The organism is Shinella sp. R2-11, from assembly GCF_055330205.1.
In genome coordinates this window covers 169,844-186,043 of record NZ_JBVAPC010000008.1, presented here as the reverse complement: position 1 = coordinate 186,043, position 16,200 = coordinate 169,844, and the positions used below count along the sequence as shown (strand labels likewise).

The window sequence follows — 16,200 nt, the reverse complement described above, 5'->3', positions numbered from 1 at the left end:
AACGAAACGGGCGCCCAATGGGCGCCCGTTCTATTTTACGCTTCCGCGGCCGGCGTGCCGGCCGTGCCGGCGGCCCGGGCGGTGTCGCGATCCTTCCACCAGCGGCTGAGGAACAAGAGGATCGGGCCGCCGATATAGATCGACGAGGTCGTCGCGACGACGACGCCGAACAGCATCGGCCAGGCGAAGGGCTTGACCGTGTCGCCGCCCCAGATCGCCATCGGCAGCAGGGACGCCGCAACCGCGACCGAGGTGAAGATGCATCGCATGACCACCTGGTTGATCGACAGGTCGATGAGGTCGGAGAACGGCATCGACTTGTACTTGCGCAGGTTCTCGCGCATTCGGTCGTACACCACCACCTTGTCGTTGACCGAGTAGCCGATCAGCGTCAGCACGGCGGCGATGGCCGTCAGGTTGAAGTCGATCTGCATCAGCGAGAAGAAGCCGATCATCTTGGTGATGTCGAGGATCAGCGTCACGATGGCGCCCACCGCAAAGTGCCACTCGAAGCGCCACCAGATGTAGATCAGGATCGCCACCATGCCGAGGCCGACAGCGAGGAAGCCGGAGCGCGCCAGCTCGGTGCTGACCGTCGGGCCGACCACTTCCGTGCGCTCGAAGTTGGCGTCCGGGATCATCTCGGCGACACCGTTGCGGATTTCCTGAAGCGCGGCGGTCTGCTCGGCCTCGCCGCCCGGCTGGCGCTGGACGCGCACGAGCACGGACGTGCCCTGGCCGAATTCCTGCAGCGCCACTTCGCCGAGGTTGAGGTCCTCCATCTTCTTGCGGAGCGTGGCGAGGTCGATGGGCGCCTTGGAGGTCGCCTCGACCTGGATGCCGCCGACGAAGTCGATGCCGTAGTTGAGGCCCGGCGTGAAGAACAGGATGACCGAGCTCGTCGAGATGAAGGCCGACATGGCGATCGCGATGTAGCGGCCGCGCATGAAGGAGAAGGTCGGGATGTTCCAGGTCTGGCCGAAGATCGAATGGATCTCGATCTTCTTCATCTTGCGGACGATGACCGCCTCGCGCATCAGGAAGCGCACGAAGGTGATCGAGGTGAACATCGAGATCGCAAGGCCGATGATCATGGTGATGGCGAAGCCGCGCACCGGGCCCGAGCCGAACATGAAGAGCAGGATCATGCCGACCATGGTCGTCATGTTGCCGTCGACGATGGTGGCGTAGGCCTTGTTGAAGCCGACGTCGAGCGCCTTCATGGCCCCTGCCCCGCCCGCCGTCTCTTCACGGATACGGGCGTTGATCAGGATGTTGGCGTCCACCGCCATGCCGATGCCGAGGATGATGCCGGCGATGCCGGGCAAGGTCAGCGTCGAGCCGAGGAGGCCCAGCACGCCGATCGTCAGGATCGTGTGCAGCACGAGGCCGAGATTGGCGATGAGGCCCCAGGCGCCATAGAGCACCTGCATGAGGATGACGACGGCGAGAAGGCCGGCGAAGCCCGTATAAAGGCCCATGCGGATCGAGTCCGAACCGAGGTTCGGACCGACGGTGCGCTCCTCGATGATGGTGAGCGGCGCCGGCAGGGCGCCCGAGCGCAGCAGCGCCGAGAGGACGGTCGCTTCCTGCGGGTTGAAGTTGCCCGAGATCTGGCCCTGGCCGCCGATGATCGGCTCGCGGATGACCGGCGCCGTCAGCACTTTGCCGTCGAGGACGATGGCGAAGGGCTTGCCGACATTGGCCTGCGTGATTTCCGCGAACTGGCGCGCGCCGGTGGAATCGAAGCTGAACGAGACGATCGGCTCGTTCGAGCGCTGGTCGAAGCCGGCCTTGGCGTCGGCCAGCCGGTCGCCGGAGATCGCCACGCGCTCCTCGACCGCATACTTGCGGCCGTCGTTCGCGCCGGGCAGGATCAGCACGCCGCGCGGGGCGACGCCGTTCGGGTCCACGGTCTGGTCGACCATGTGGAAGCTCATCTGCGCGGTCGAGCCGAGAAGCTGGCGCAGGCGCGTCGGGTCCTGCAGACCCGGCAGCTGGACGAGGATGCGGTCGCCGCCGACGCGCTGGATCAACGGCTCGGCAACGCCCACCTGGTCGACGCGGCGGCGGATGATCTCGAGGCTCTGCTCGACGGCGGCCGACATGCGCTCGTTGATGCCGGCTTCCGTCAGCGTCACGTTGACCTGGAGGCCGCTGGTCGCGACATCGATATCCGACGAGCCGGCACCGAAGCCGAGCGTGGAAGTGGGCGCGGCAAGCTTGCGCACTTCCGGCAGCACCTTGTCGAGCGCCGCCTGGTCGGGCAGCGTGACGGTCAGCGTCGTGCCGTTGAGGCGGGCGGCCGAGGCGCGCTCGCCGGCCGTGCGCAGGATCGCGCGGGTATCGTTGAGCAGCACGTCCATGCGCGCCTTGCGGAGCGCAGCGGAATCCACCTCCAGGACGAGGTGCGAGCCACCCTTCAGGTCGAGGCCAAGGGTGACGGGATTGGCGGGCAGATACCGCCCGTATTTCGCCTGCTGCTCAGGCGTCAGCACGTTCGGCACGGCCGCGAGCATCCCGAAGAGGATGATGGCGGCGGAGACAAACAATGCCCATTTGGAGGTTTTCATGGGGTTGTTCCACTTCAACTGCCGGAACGGCGCGACCGAAAAGGCCGGCGCCGACCGTGGGATCGGAATTCAATCGAATGGCGCGGCGCGTTAGCGCCGGAGGGCCTCAGGCGGCAAGAGCCGGAGGCGCGCGGCTGCGGAAGGCAGCACTGCCGGCAGACGCCGGCGCCGCATCTTCTGCCGCCTGGAAAATGACGACGGACGCGGTTTCAAAGGGATAGAGCAGCGCGCCCGCGGGCGGCAGGAGCGCCTTGCCGGCGGAATCGCCGTCCGCAAGGCCCGTCTTGGCCTTGGCGACGCGCCGTTCCGCATGGCTGCCGGCCGGGAACCAGAGGTCCTCGCCGGCAGGCGAGAGCGGCGACGGCGCGAGCCCGCCCTCAGCGGCCGCACGCTGCGGATGGCCCGGCGTTCCCGCATCGCCCGCAAGGGGAAACTGCGAGAAGAACAGCGTGAAAAGCAGCACGAGGAAGCCGACGGGTGCAAAACCCCGCTCCCAGATCGTCGCCTCTTTGCCTGTTCCGGTCGTCATGCCTGTCCTTAGCCTTCCCGCAATTCCCGATGGAGGAATTGCCGGGCGGAACGCCGCGCGAAGCAGTCTGCGCGGGCATTGCCGATGGTGCGCCAAGAAACATTTAACCCCCGGCAAGTCAAGTTCGCGGCGCCGCTTCCGGCCGCTTCCGGCCGTTTCAGCCGTCACAGTTCGTGGATCGTGACGTCCGGGCAGGCTTCCCGCGCAAGCTCCTTCAGGTGCTGGTGGTGGGTCAGGTAGATCACCTGCCCGCTGCTTGCCATCCCGCCCATGACGCGCAGCGCGTTCAGCGCCCGCCGGTCGTCGAAGGTCTCCATGATGTCGTCGGCGATGAAGGGCACGATCTCGCGGCTTGCGGCGATCTCGTGGTAGCCGGCAACGCGCAGGGCGAGATAGAGCTGGAAGCGCGTTCCCTTGGAAAGATCCCGCGCGAGCTTCGAGCCGCCCGCGGCGGCATTGACGACGAGGAATTCGCTGTCCTTCTCCAGCACCGTGGAAAGGCCGGCATATTCGCCGCCGGTAATGTCGCGGAAGGTGTGCGAGGCCCGCTCCATCATCGCGCTGCGGTGGCGCTCGCGGTAAAGGCGAAGAGCCTGTTCGGCGGCCATGATGCCGGCGCGCGTCGAAAGATAGCGCCGCGACCTTTCCGCAAGGTCGACCAACGCGGTGCGCCGCCGCTCCTCCAGCGCCGCCGCCGCGTCGCTGCCGGCGATGGCGGCGAGCGCCTCCTCGGCCTTCGCCCGTGCGAGGTGCTGCTCCTGCACCGCCCGGTCCAGTTCGTCCAGCCAGGCCGAAAGGTCGCCCCGCTCGGCGGCAAGCTGGTCCTCGTCGACGGCGGCGAGAAGCGCCTCGGCCTCGTCGACCGTTTCCGCGCGCATCTGCTGCACGAGATCGCGCGCGGCGTCCTCCGCGCGGCTGCGCACTTCGTCGCGCTTGCGATAGGCTTCGAGCAGGATCTCCGCCTCCGCCAGGCTTTCGCAGCCGAGGAAGGCAAAGATATCCGACTGGCGCGAGGCGAGCACCGCGCGGCGCTCGTCCAGCGCCCTCTCCTCCTCGTCGAGCCGCACGAGGGCCTTGTCGATGGCCTCGCGACGGTCGCGGACCATTTTCGCCGCAGCAAGGCGGCTTGCGAGCCCGGCGACGGTCGCCAGAGGATCGGCGGGATCGAAGGGTTCCGTCAGACGATCGGCAAGACGGCCCGCATGGCCGGCATAATCCTCCTGGTCGCGGCGCATGGCCGCGATGCGGTGCTCCAGCTCGCGCTGCCGCTCGACATTCTGGGCAAGCGCCTGCAACGCCGGCAGCAGGGTCGAGAGGCGATCCGGATCGGCCGGGGCGCTGCCGCTCGCAAGCCACGTGCCGGCAATCGCCGTGTTCCAGACCTCCTGCCATGCCGCCAATGCGCTTGCGGCCTCGTCCATGGCCTTCCCGCGCGCCTCGACATCCGCCTTTGCGCGCGCAAGGCGCTCGGCGGCGGCAAGACGCTCGGCGCGGGCGGTCTTCAGCGCCTCCAGCCTGTCCTCTGCCAGGAAAAGGGTCTCGTCGAAGCCCGCATCCTTCGCCAGCCCCTCGGGAAGGTGGGCGGAGAGGCGCGAAGACACGTCTTCCGCTTCCCGCGCGACAAGCGCCGCCTCCGTCTCCTGCCGTGCAAGGGCGGCAAGTTTCTCCAGCGCCGCGGCGCGGCGCTCCAGCCACGAAATCACATCGGCAAGGGAGGTCTGCGGCGCGAGCCCCAAGCCGAGGGCAAGGGCGGAAGTCTCCGCCTCCATGTCCGCCTTGTTGCGTTCCAGCCGCAGCGTCTCGACACCGAGCGTTTCGAGCCTTGCCGTGCCTTCGGCGACGGTGCGTTCGAGGACGCGGATTTCCGACAGGTGGTCGGCATTGCGCAGCCGCGCTTCCGTCGCGCGGTCGTCCTCGCGCATCGCCGCCTCGAAGGTCCCGGCGGATGGTTCGTCCAGCCTTGCCAGATGCGCCTGCCATGCCGCGTCGCGCGCAGCGCGCAGGTGAGCCGCGTCTTCCTCCCCCGCCGCGCCCGTCACCTTGCAAAGCGCATCGAGCGTTGCCCTTGCGGCGGCGACATCGCGCTCCAGCACTGCGACCTGTTCCCGCTGCCGGTTCACGGCATCCGCCGCCGCGTCGGACTGCCGGCGCAGGCGTTCCAGTTCGTCCGTTGTGGGGGCGGCTATTGCTTCCAGCGTCGCCGCTGAGCCCGTCCATGGCACGAGGCGAGACAGGGCGCCATCGGCGTCCTGCCGTGCCAGCGCGGCAAGACGCCGGGCCTCGCGCAGGCGGGCGGGCAGATCGCCGGCACGGGCGGCGCGGACGATGGCGCCGAGGGCCGACTGGGCCTCCTCGTCGCGCTGCCTCTCCGCGTCGGAGGCGCTGCCGGCCCCGTCGCCGATGGCAGCGAGGGTCTTTTCCGCCTCCGCGCGCTCCCGCCCGGCGGCTTCGAACCGCTCGGCAAGTGCTACCCGCCGCGACAGGAGGGAGCCGAGCCGTTCGGCAAGGCCGGCGGGCAGCAGGATTTCGAGCGGATCGGCCTCGGCGGGCAGGCCCAGCGTGGCGATGCCGGCGGCGATGGTCGCGGCGACGCGGCCCCGGTCCGCCTCGCGGGCGGCAAGGTCCATGGCGGCGGTGCGGAAGCGGGCCTCCAGCGCCGAGCCGGAAAGCGCGGCGATATCGGCCTCGGCGGCGAATACGGCAAGGTCTTCGGCAAGCGCGGCGCGCTCCGCCACATGGCGCTCGCGCTCGTCGACGACCCGCGTGGCCCGCGCGGCGATCTCCGCCTCCTCGCGCGCAAGCTCGCCGAGCAGCATGCGCCAGGCGGGCGGCGGCGAGTCGCCGAGATCGAAGCCGCCGAGCTCCGCGCGCAACGCGCGAAGGCGATGGAGGTAAGGCAACGCGGAAAGGCTGCGCTCCGCCTGCGCAAGTGCTGCCCGCGCTTCTCCGCGCGCGGCCGTCGCCTCTTCGTGGCGCTGGATCGCGGCATCGCGGTCGCGGACGAGCTGGCCATAATCGCGGGCGGCGACGTCGAGCGCCTTGCGCTCGGCGGCCAGCGCCTCGATTTCCGCCTTCAGGACCGACAGGCCGTGCTTGCGGCCGGAGGGGCGGTAGAAGTCGTCGGCTTCCGCCTTCAGCGCGGCAAGGCCGGAGGCCATGTCGGAAAGGCCGGAGCTGGCGGAAAACAGCATGGAGCCGAGCTCGCCCTCGCTCTTCAGGATATCCTCGCCGCCCTTCTCGATGCTCTCGTCGTCCAGCGAGAACATGGTGCGATAGGCGTTGCGGTCCATCCCGCCGAGCACGGAGGCGAAGAGCCCGTCCGGCAACGCCCGGTCGTCGGCCGTGACGAGCGAGCCCTGGTTCTTCTTGAGGCGATAGGCCTCGTGGCGCTGCGCGCCGATGGAGAGCGCACCGCCGACGCGCATCAGCGCATAGGGGTGGAGAAAGCCGTAGGCGCTCGATTTCTCGATGCCGAAGAGGAGATCGAGATAGGCGGAGAACAGGGTCGACTTGCCCGCCTCGTTGGGGCCGTGGACGAGGTGGAAATCGGCCCTGCCCGGCTGCGCGCTGCCGAAATCCAGGCTGCGGTCGGTGAACTTGCCGTAGCGGACGAGGTCCAGCCTGTCGAGGCGCATGCGCTAGGCTCCCCCGCTCTCGCCGCCGAGGCGGGCGAGCACGGCGTCCGAGCCCTGAAGGGCGAGATCCGACAGCAGGGCCTCCTCCTCCGCCTCGTCCGCGGCGAGAAGGCTGCGCGCCTCCCGCGGAAGCTGGCGCAGGAGATCGCCCAGCGTCTCGCGCAACTCTTCCCGATAGGCATGGTTCTCCACGACGTCCTCGCGCATCAGGCGCGCCAGCTCGGCGACCGGGCCGGCATCGGCGCCCGCTTCCGCAGCGGGTACGGAAACGGCAAGCTCCACCGCCTCGATCCAGCATTCGCCGAGCGAGGAGGCAAGGTTCTGCAATTCGGCAAGCAGCAGGTCCTCGTCGCGGCGCAGGCGCCAGGCGAGCGGCGTCGCGCCGGTCACGGCGATACGGGCGACGAGATGCGCGCCGCCTGCCGCCGCCCGCGCCTCACCGAGCAGGCTTTCGGCCCGGTCGAGCATGCCGTTCCAGTCGTCGATGCCGGAAAGGTCGAGCGAAAGCCGCTCGAAGACCGCGATGGCGACATGGCGTTCCTCGCAGGTGATCGAGCCGTCCTCGGCGACGGTGGCGAGCGTCACGCCCTTCGGCCCATTCTCGTTGATGTCGCGGCCCTGCGGGTTGCCGGGCATGACGATCCAGGGCTTTTCCAGATGGACGCGCCGCTGGTGGATATGGCCGAGCGCCCAGTAGTCGAAGCCATGCGCCGAAAGATCGGCAAGCCCCACCGGGGCATAGGGATCGTGGCGGCTCGCGCCGGCAAGGCTCGTATGCATGAGGCCGATATTGACCGCCTCCGGCACCGGCGCGCGGAAGGTCGGCAGTAGCGAGGCGGGGGCGTGCGGATTGGCGAAGCTGACGCCGTGGACATGGATCTCGCGGCCATTTTCCAGCGCGCCCGCGCGCACCGGCTTGCCGCGCCCGTCGAAGACGTGGACGTTGGGCGGGAAGGTCAGTTCGCGGGTGATCTGCGACTGCGCATCGTGGTTGCCGCGGATGATGTAGACGCGGATGCCGGCCGCCTCCAGCCGCCGCATCTGGCCCATCAGGAAGAGCGCGGTCGCCATGGAGGTCTGCGAGCCGTCGTAAAGATCGCCGGCGATGATCACCGCATCCACCGCCTCGGCGATGGCAAGGTCGACGATGCGCTCCAGCGCCTTGCGGGTCGCCCCGCGCACGAGGTCGCCGAGGTCGGCATTGCGTAGCGCGAGCGAGGCGAGCGGCGAATCGAGATGCAGGTCGGCCGTGTGGATGAAGCGGAATGGCATGGCCGGACCATCGCCCCAGCCACCCGCCTGGGTCAATGCTTGCGGCGGCACCCGCGACCTTATGGACGGGTTATGCAGGGGAGAAATCGCCCCTCCCCGAAAAAGGCGGAGAAGAGGCAAGAAAACCGCCTGTTACCGAACAGTTCGCATTTACAGGGATCGTTCAATATCTATGATCAAATTCAACGAAAAACTTCGCTATCATTTGACATGGTCCCTCATAATACCTATATTCCACCTCATGAATAGCACGATAGAAATCTCCCAGGGCATGTTCAAACTCTACCATCAGGTGAGTCGCCTGGTGAATGAGTGCATGATGGACGAAGGCGTCTCGCTCGCCCGCAGCAAGTTCCTGCTTCTTCTGGAATGCCAGGGCCCGCAGCGGTCGACGGATATCGCCTGCGCGCTTGGTTTCGCACCCCGTACGGTGACGGAAGCGATCGACGGCCTGGAACGCGACAAGCTCGTAAAACGCGAGCCCGACCCGAAGGACCGCCGCGCCAAGATCGTCTCGATCACGGATATGGGCCGAACCGTCATTTCGGCCGCCCAGCAGCCGCAGCACAAGACGATCGAAGCGATCTTCAACGTTCTGACCGAAGATCAGAAGCAGCATCTGAAGGACATCATCGGCTGCCTCAGCGCCAAGACCGAAGAGCTGCAACGGGAAAGAGACAGGAACGCAAGCGAGCTGCCCGAGGCGGCGCCTGCGGCTTCATTGCGCGTCGTCGGCTAGAGCGGACGACAACGAGAAAGGAAAAGGCCGGGATCGCAGGATCCCGGCCTTTTCGTTTGGGCCTGGGAAAGCCGCGCCCTCCCCCGCACGAGGAGGACGCGCGACCCGCCGCCTACATGGCGTTGAGCGGGCCGATGCCGAAGAACAGCGTCTCGCCGGACGAATCGTCCACGCCGTCATTGTCCGTCACGACGAAGCCGTTGCCGGCCGCATCGATGGCGAAGCCCTCGACCTTGTCGACGACATAGCCATTGGTGGCCTTGAGATCGGGAATGAGGTCGCGGACCTCCTCCTTCTTCACGACCGGCAATTCACCGCCGAGCCTGGCCGGCTTCAGGTCGGCCAGCGCCACGCGGTAGAGCTTCTTCAGCTTTGCGGCCTGGCCGATCAGGTTGTCGCGCTCGATGATATAGGCATGGTCGCCATTGGCGGCGATCTCCGAAAGGCCGACCCAGCCGCTTTCGGTCTTTTCGAGCGGATAGCGGACGGCGCCCCATTCCCTGGAGGACGGCTTGTAGGAGACGAGCTTCACGAAGCCCTTCTCGTCGTCGCCCCATTCGCGCTGCACGGCCATCCAGAGCACCATGTCGTTGCCCTCGCCGACGCTGGTGATGCCTTCGAAGCCGAAGCGCTTCTCGCCGGCGCGCAGCTCGGCGGGAATGGCGATCTCCTTGTCGATCTCGCCCTTCGCGTTCACGTGGATGATGGCATGGGCATAGAGCTTGTCGGCATCGCCCTCGTTGGCCAGCCAGAAGCCGCCTTCGCCATCCGGCGTCAGGCCTTCGCTGTCGAGCTTCTGCGCGGCGGCGCCATTGCGGGTGATGCGCAGGGCATCGACGATCTTCGCCGGCTTGCCCGTCGCGTCGATCGTGAAGATCGTCGGCTGCGAGGCGTAGAAGGAATCGTTGACGGCATAGAGCATGCCCGGCTTGTCCTTGACCGGGGCAAGGCCGGAAAGCGCGCCGAAGCCGATCAGCTCGCCGTCCTTCTCGGTGGAGACGATCTGCGGATAGGCAGCCTCCCCTTCCGCGCGCTCGTAGATCATGACATGCGAGCGCGCGCCGCCGTCCTCGACGAGGTCGGCCTCGTTGGCCGTCACGAGGAGATTGCGGGCCGGAATGGCGACGGCGCCTTCAGGCGCGATGCCCGACGGTAGAAGCTGGAGAAGCTCGGGCTCGCCGCCGGTGTCCTTGTAGACGCCGACGATGGAAGCGCGCTCGGCCAGCACGAAGAACAGGTTGTCCTCGCCGAATTTCGCGGCTTCCAGGCCTTCCGGTTCAACGCCCTTCTTGTTGCGCTTGTCCGGATAGTGGCCGATCTTCGCGATCTCGCGCTCGAAGGCCGCGCCGTTCTCGTAGAGGACCTTGCCCTGCTTGTCGAAGATGGTGAAGCCGCGGGCACCGCCCTTCCAGTCGCCTTCATTGGCGACGACGAGGCGTTCGTCGTCCAGCCACTTCACGGCGTCGGGCTCACGGGCGACGTCCTCGACCTTGCCGGTGAACTTCAGCGCGCCGTCCTTCCTGGTGTCGACGCCTTCGAGGCTGACGGTGCCAGCGGAGAAATGGCTCTTCACCGCGCCGGTCCTGCCGTCGACGATGACGATATGGTTGTTCTCCTGCAGGGTGACGGCGACTTCGTCGAGGCTGTTGAAGGAGACGAATTCGGGCTCGGGGTCCTCCCCGGCGATTTCGGCGAGGCCGGTCAGGGCCACATGCCTGATCGAGCCGCAGTCGACGACGCCGTCCTTCAGCGACAGCAGCACCAGATCGCCGGCCGGCATCTGCGGGATGGCGCCGTCATTGACCTCTTCGTCGCGCTCGTTCTCGATGGCGATGGCGGCGAGCGTCTTGTCCTTGTTGAGAGCGATCGAATCCGGCTGGCCGCCGAGATCGCAGGTCGCCTCGACCGTCTTCGAGGCGACGTCGACCTGGGCGAGGATGCCGGAGGGCTTCACATAGCTCTCGCGCGTATTGACGGCGACCAGCACCTTGCCGGCCGCAAGGGTCACGGAGGTCGGCTCGCCTTCGAAGGCGACCGTGCCGCCGGCCTTCGGCGCCCTGGCGTCGGTGATGTCGATGAAGCCGATCGCCTTGTTCGGGCTGTCGGAATAGACGAGCGTGTTGCCGTCCTCGGAGGCGGCGATGATTTCGGACGAGGTCGGCGTCGCCTTGTCCGCGCCTTCCGGCAGGTTGTCGGCGACGGCGAAGGACGCAATGCGATTGAATACGGGCTCGGCGCTAGCGGCAGGCGCCACCGATGCGGCGAGGACCGCTGCCAGCGCAGCGGTGAGCGAACGGGTTTTCATGAAATCCTCCGGAATCCGGTCAATAGGAACCCGGCGGTTCTGAGACTTTCCTGTTACAGCGCGATGACAGTCGAGGCGGCGGCGATGCGTCTTGCGCGCAAATAAAAAGGGGCCCGGACGAACCGGGCCCCAGATCCTGAAATCCAGGATGGCGGCGGAGTGGATAACCGCTCTGCCCTCCAGCGCCGCGCGTCGGTGACGACGCGCGAAGGCGCGGAAGAACGTTTTAGCTGCCGCAGGACCGGCCGCGCGCTTGCACGCGAGGATCATGCGGCGGCTGAAGATCAGCCGTTGACGGCGTCCTTCAGGCCCTTGCCGGCCGAGAACTTCGGCACGTTGCGAGCCGGGATCTCGATCTCGGCGCCCGTCGAAAGGTTGCGGCCCTTCGAAGCTTCACGACGCGATACGGAGAAATTGCCGAAACCGACGAGACGAACGTCGCCGCCGTTCTTGAGTTCGCCCTGGATCGTCTCGAAAACGGCGTCGACAGCAGATGCTGCGTCCGTCTTGGAGAGGCCGGACTTCTCAGCCACTGCGGATACGAGTTCATTCTTGTTCATGTTTCCACCCCTTTCTTACGGTTTGAAACGACTCATACAAGTCGGGGGCAGAATACGCATCGGCCTTCGCCCCGCAAGAATATTTCGCCCGAAAAGCCTGAGAATCCGGGGTTTACACACTCTTTTCGACGAAAAAGACCGGCCCAGGGGCCGGTCTTTTGGCATTTTCCAGTCATGGCCGGGCAAATTGCCCGGGCGGAAGGCTCAGTGCGCGACCGCTCCGGCGCCGTCCTCGGTCGATTCGACGGGCGGCACCTTGGCCGCCTCGACCGTGCCGTCCCACTCGATCGGCTCGGGCTTGCGGGTGAGCGCATGCTCGATCACCTCGCCCATGCGCGAGACCGGGACGATCTCCATGCTGTTCTTCACATTGTCCGGAATATCCGCCAGGTCCTTGGCGTTCTCTTCCGGGATCAGCACCTTCTTGATGCCGCCGCGAAGCGCCGCGAGCAGCTTTTCCTTGAGGCCGCCGATCGGCAGCACCCGGCCGCGCAGCGTCACCTCGCCCGTCATCGCGATATCCTTCGAGACCGGGATGCCGGTCATGATGGAGACGATGGCGGTCGCCATGGCGATACCGGCCGACGGGCCGTCCTTGGGCGTCGCGCCTTCCGGCACGTGCACGTGGATGTCCGTCTTGTCGAAGCGCGGCGGCTCGATGCCGAAATCGACGGCACGCGAGCGGACATAGGAGGCCGCCGCCGAGATCGATTCCTTCATCACGTCCTTCAGGTTGCCGGTGACCGTCATGCGGCCCTTGCCACCCGGCAGGCTGACGCCTTCGATGGTGAGCAACTCGCCGCCGACTTCCGTCCAGGCAAGGCCCGTGACGACGCCGACCTGGTCCTCGCGCTCGGCTTCGCCGTGGCGGAAGCGCGGAACGCCGAGGAAGTCGTGGATGTTCTCCGCCGTGACCTCGACCTTCGTCGCCTTGCCCTTGATGATCTCGGTCACCGCCTTGCGGGCGAGCTTCATCAGTTCACGCTCGAAGTTACGCACGCCCGCCTCGCGGGTGTACTGCTGGATGACCGCCATCAGCGCGCCGTCGGTGACCGAGAATTCCTTCGGCTGCAGCGCGTGGTCGCGGATCGCCTTCGGCAGCAGGTGCCGCTTTGCGATTTCCAGCTTCTCTTCTTCCGTGTAGCCGGCGATGCGGATCACTTCCATGCGGTCCATCAGGGGCGCGGGAATGTTCAGCGTGTTCGCCGTCGTCACGAACATGACGTTGGACAGGTCGTATTCGACTTCCAGGTAGTGGTCCATGAAGGTCGAGTTCTGTTCCGGGTCCAGCACCTCCAGCAGGGCCGAGGACGGGTCGCCGCGGAAGTCCATGCCCATCTTGTCGATCTCGTCGAGCAGGAAGAGCGGGTTGGACTTCTTCGCCTTCTTCATCGACTGGATGACTTTGCCGGGCATCGAGCCGATATAGGTGCGGCGGTGGCCGCGGATCTCGGCCTCGTCACGCACGCCGCCGAGCGCCATGCGGATATATTCGCGGCCGGTCGCCTTGGCGATCGATTTCGCGAGCGAGGTCTTGCCGACGCCCGGAGGGCCGACGAGGCACAGGATCGGGCCCTTGATCTTGGTCGAGCGGGCCTGCACGGCGAGATATTCGACGATGCGCTCCTTGACCTTGTCGAGGCCGAAATGATCCTCGTCGAGGATCTTCTCGGCGGCGTTGAGATCGGTCTTGATCTTCGACTTCTTGCCCCACGGAATGCCCGTCAGCCAGTCGAGATAGTTGCGCACGACGGTGGCTTCCGCCGACATCGGGCTCATCTGGCGCAGCTTCTTCAGCTCGGCATCCGCCTTCTCGCGGGCCTCCTTGGAGAGCTTGACCTTGGCAATCTTCTCTTCCAGCTCGGCCATCTCGTCGCGGCCGTCCTCGCCGTCGCCGAGCTCCTTCTGGATCGCCTTCATCTGTTCGTTGAGGTAGTATTCGCGCTGGGTCTTCTCCATCTGGCGCTTGACGCGCGAGCGGATGCGCTTTTCCACCTGCAGGACCGAGATCTCGCCTTCCATGAAGCCGAGCGCCTTTTCGAGGCGCAGCTTGACGCTTGTCGTCTCGAGCATTTCCTGCTTCTCGACGATCTTGATGGAAAGGTGCGATGCGACGGTGTCGGCGAGCTTCGAGTAGTCCTCGATCTGGCTTGCGGCGCCGACGACCTCAGGCGAAATCTTCTTGTTGAGCTTCACATAGTTCTCGAACTCGGAGACGACCGAGCGCGACAGCGCCTCGATCTCGACCGGGTCCTCTTCCGGCTCGGCCAGCACGTGGGCCATCGCCTCGTAGAATTCCTCGCGCTCGGTGTAGCCGTCGATCTCCGCGCGGGCGCGGCCCTCGACGAGAACCTTCACGGTGCCGTCGGGCAGCTTGAGGAGCTGGAGAACGTTGGCGACGGTGCCGATGCGGTAGATGGCGTCGGTCTCCGGATCGTCGTCGGAAGCGTTGATCTGGGTGGCAAGCATGATCTGCTTGTCGGTGCCCATCACCTCTTCCAGCGCGCGGATCGACTTCTCGCGACCGACGAACAGCGGCACGATCATGTGCGGGAACACCACGATGTCGCGCAGGGGCAGGACCGGATAGGCCGTGGAGTCGTGCGGCGCAGACGTCTTTTTCGTCATGTCATTTCCTTTCAAACGTCCCGTTTCCGGGAACCGGTCCACTCGGTGCCTGGGAACACCGGGCCGGCTATCTTTTCCATCCACAAGTGGCGTGCGGTCAGCGCTTTTTCAAGCCCGGCCCCGGGGTGCCCCACCCCCGCGCCGGACCGGACGAACCATCAAGGGAAGTCTAGTCTTCCGCGCTGTCGCGGAACTTGCGGCCTTCCCCCGGCAATCATTGCCGGAGCATACGCGAAACAGAATCGAAGTCTTCCATATTCGCGCGGCGCGTGCCGTTTCGCAACGCCTCACCTGCGCGCCGGATCAGTCGCATATCATGCCCTCGATGGGCAGAAGCGGCTAGTCACGAAATATCACCAGTGATTTTGAAGCAAAAAGACCCGCCGTGGGCGGGTCCAAATTGTCGAAGAGCCCGCAGGCCCGGTAATGCCCCTGCTTCGCGGGGCTACCCCCTCTGCCTGCCGGCATCTCCCCCACAAGGGGGGAGAAAGTCAAAGGCTTGCTCACCGTTTAAAATAGAATGCGGAGGGTGCCGCACGGTAAGTCCCTCCCCCTTGTGGGGAGGGGTTGGGGAGGGGTCTTGCCCTCAGGCCGAGACGTTGGCCTTCTCCTCAGAGCGCTCCGAGTAGATATAGAGCGGACGAGCCGCGCCCTTGACCACCTCGTCGGAGATGACGACCTCGCGGACGCCTTCCAGCGTCGGCAGCTCGAACATCGTGTCGAGCAGGATCTTCTCCATGATCGAGCGCAGGCCGCGGGCGCCGGTCTTGCGGACGATCGCCTTGCGGGCGATCTCGCGCAGCGCGTCCTCGTGGAAGGTCAGTTCCACGTCTTCCATCTCGAACAGGCGCTGGTACTGCTTGATCAGCGCGTTCTTCGGCTCGGACAGGATCTGGATCAGCGCATCCTCGTCGAGGTCTTCCAGCGTCGCCAGGACCGGCAGGCGGCCGATGAATTCCGGGATGAGGCCGAACTTCACCAGATCTTCCGGCTCCAGATCGCGCAGGACTTCGCCGACACGGCGGTCTTCCGGCGAGCGAACCGTCGCGCCGAAGCCGATGGAGGTCTTCTCGCCCCGGGCGGAGATGATCTTGTCGAGACCGGCGAAGGCGCCGCCGCAGATGAACAGGATGTTCGTCGTGTCGACCTGCAGGAATTCCTGCTGCGGGTGCTTGCGGCCACCCTGCGGGGGAACCGAGGCGACCGTGCCTTCCATGATCTTCAGAAGCGCCTGCTGCACGCCCTCGCCCGAAACGTCACGGGTGATCGAGGGGTTGTCGGACTTGCGCGAGATCTTGTCGACCTCGTCGATATAGACGATGCCGCGCTGCGCGCGCTCGACATTGTAGTCGGCCGCCTGCAGGAGCTTGAGGATGATGTTCTCCACGTCCTCGCCGACGTAACCGGCTTCGGTCAGCGTCGTGGCGTCGGCCATGGTGAAGGGCACGTCGATGATGCGGGCGAGCGTCTGGGCGAGATAGGTCTTGCCGCAGCCCGTGGGGCCGACCAGCATGATGTTCGACTTCGCCAGTTCCACGTCCGAGCCCTTGGCGGCATGCGCCAGGCGCTTGTAGTGGTTGTGCACCGCGACCGACAGGATGCGCTTGGCCTGCTGCTGGCCGATGACGTATTCGTCGAGGACCTTGATGATATCCTGGGGCGTGGGAACGCCGTCGCGGGATTTCACCATCGAGGTCTTGTTCTCCTCGCGGATGATGTCCATGCACAGTTCGACGCATTCATCGCAGATGAACACCGTCGGTCCGGCAATCAGCTTGCGGACCTCGTGCTGGCTCTTGCCGCAGAAGGAGCAGTAAAGGGTATTCTTGGAGTCGCCGCCGTTGCTGCCGCTGACCTTGCTCATATCACTTTCCTTCCAGCACGCCGTTCATCTTCAAGAAGATGGCCGGACCACTCAAACCACCTTCTCGGGAGGCCGCTCGCGCCACCCTTCGAAGG

The 16,200-nt window shown here is 66.1% G+C and carries 9 protein-coding genes; 1 reads left to right on the top strand and 8 read right to left on the bottom strand.

Annotated features, from left to right (window positions below):
• Positions 1 to 35 precede the first annotated feature (35 nt).
• The 4 genes from secD to ACZ1A1_RS19800 form a co-directional block, all read right to left on the bottom strand.
• Positions 36 to 2,573: a protein translocase subunit SecD gene (gene secD, locus ACZ1A1_RS19815; RefSeq protein WP_463621257.1), complete on the bottom strand. Its 2,538-nt coding sequence runs from the start codon at positions 2,571 to 2,573 to the stop codon at positions 36 to 38.
• Between the two features lie 106 nt (positions 2,574 to 2,679).
• Positions 2,680 to 3,102 carry a hypothetical protein gene (locus ACZ1A1_RS19810; RefSeq protein ID WP_463621256.1) on the bottom strand — a complete coding sequence of 141 codons (423 nt, stop codon included), beginning with the start codon at positions 3,100 to 3,102 and terminating at the stop codon, positions 2,680 to 2,682.
• A 164-nt stretch (positions 3,103 to 3,266) separates the two neighbouring features.
• Complete coding sequence (locus ACZ1A1_RS19805; RefSeq protein WP_463621255.1) at positions 3,267 to 6,737, bottom strand: ATP-binding protein; 3,471 nt, start codon at positions 6,735 to 6,737, stop codon at positions 3,267 to 3,269.
• A 3-nt stretch (positions 6,738 to 6,740) separates the two neighbouring features.
• Positions 6,741 to 8,009: a metallophosphoesterase family protein gene (locus ACZ1A1_RS19800; RefSeq protein ID WP_463621254.1), complete on the bottom strand. Its 1,269-nt coding sequence runs from the start codon at positions 8,007 to 8,009 to the stop codon at positions 6,741 to 6,743.
• Positions 8,010 to 8,280: 271 nt separating this feature from the next.
• On the opposite strand from ACZ1A1_RS19800, the gene ACZ1A1_RS19795 reads away from it, so the two are divergent.
• On the top strand, positions 8,281 to 8,748 hold the full coding sequence (locus tag ACZ1A1_RS19795) for a MarR family winged helix-turn-helix transcriptional regulator (protein ID WP_415214752.1): 468 nt from the start codon (positions 8,281 to 8,283) through the stop codon (positions 8,746 to 8,748).
• A 112-nt stretch (positions 8,749 to 8,860) separates the two neighbouring features.
• Here the strand turns inward: ACZ1A1_RS19795 and ACZ1A1_RS19790 are convergent, their stop codons facing one another.
• From ACZ1A1_RS19790 to clpX, 4 genes are all read right to left on the bottom strand, one after another.
• Positions 8,861 to 11,053 carry an esterase-like activity of phytase family protein gene (locus ACZ1A1_RS19790; protein WP_463621253.1) on the bottom strand — a complete coding sequence of 731 codons (2,193 nt, stop codon included), beginning with the start codon at positions 11,051 to 11,053 and terminating at the stop codon, positions 8,861 to 8,863.
• Positions 11,054 to 11,337: 284 nt separating this feature from the next.
• Positions 11,338 to 11,613, bottom strand: a complete 276-nt coding sequence (hupB, locus tag ACZ1A1_RS19785) for a DNA-binding protein HupB (RefSeq protein WP_023516583.1) — start codon at positions 11,611 to 11,613, stop codon at positions 11,338 to 11,340.
• Between the two features lie 204 nt (positions 11,614 to 11,817).
• Positions 11,818 to 14,241 (bottom strand): endopeptidase La, encoded by a 2,424-nt coding sequence (gene lon / locus ACZ1A1_RS19780; RefSeq protein WP_313195904.1) that lies wholly within the window; start codon positions 14,239 to 14,241, stop codon positions 11,818 to 11,820.
• A gap of 586 nt (positions 14,242 to 14,827) precedes the next feature.
• Positions 14,828 to 16,105, bottom strand: coding sequence for an ATP-dependent Clp protease ATP-binding subunit ClpX (clpX, locus tag ACZ1A1_RS19775; RefSeq protein ID WP_119258733.1), 1,278 nt, complete (start codon positions 16,103 to 16,105; stop codon positions 14,828 to 14,830).
• Between the last annotated feature and the right edge of the window lie 95 nt (positions 16,106 to 16,200).